Consider the following 687-nt stretch of genomic DNA (forward strand, 5'->3'; position numbering starts at 1 on the left):
GGTGGCACGGGCCAGCCGGTCCAGGTCGGCCCGCTCGGCCGCCCGGAACGCCGGGCCGATGAAGCGGGACGTGCGGCCGCGCCGGATCACCATGCAGGGTGAGCCGGCGAAGGTGCCGCGCAGCCACAGCTCCCGCTCGGTGCGGGCGGCGATGCCGAAACCGAAGTCCCGGGCGAAGACCTCGGCGCGGTCCAGGTCGGGCTTCTCGAACTCCAGCCAGGCCAGGTCGGCCACCTTGATCACCGGGTTCCGGGAGCGGCCGGGGTGTTCGCCGCGCAGGGCGCCCTGCTCGCTGTGGAGGTCCTGGTGGGCCGTGCGGACGTTGGTCCCGTCGGCGCGGATTTCAGACATGGTGCCCTCCGAGCAACTTGCCGTAATGAGGAAATCATCAGGTTTGACAGTTCCGTCGTCAAGAGGTTCGCGGCAGGAAATGATGAATCCATCAGGACTGCTATCGCCATCGTCCGACGGTTAGACTCTGCGCATGTCTACGTCAGCCCTGCCCAGCAACCGGTTCGAGCGGCGTCGCGCGGAGACCCGCAGGGCTCTCGTGCGAGCGGCCCGGCAGATACTCGCCGAGACCGGGGACACGAACGCCAGCATCCAGGCGATCGCCGAGCGCGCGGATGTGGGTTTCGGCTCCTTCTACAACCACTTCGAGTCGAAGACGGAGCTGTTCGAGGCAGC

The 687-nt window shown here is 68.0% G+C and carries 1 protein-coding gene and 1 pseudogene; one reads left to right on the forward strand and one right to left on the reverse strand.

Annotation, left to right across the window (positions count from 1 at the left end; translation table 11 throughout):
- Nucleotides 1–351 (reverse strand): annotated as a pseudogene (locus GTY47_RS03610) (2,3-dihydroxybiphenyl 1,2-dioxygenase); the annotation flags it as partial.
- A 133-nt stretch (nucleotides 352–484) separates the two neighbouring features.
- Here GTY47_RS03610 and GTY47_RS03615 point away from each other — a divergent pair.
- On the forward strand, nucleotides 485–687 hold a 203-nt coding region (locus GTY47_RS03615; RefSeq protein ID WP_158688408.1), incomplete at its 3' end, for a helix-turn-helix domain-containing protein.

The sequence above is a fragment of the Streptomyces sp. SID5464 genome, assembly GCF_009862985.1.
Lineage (GTDB): Bacteria > Actinomycetota > Actinomycetes > Streptomycetales > Streptomycetaceae > Streptomyces > Streptomyces chartreusis_D.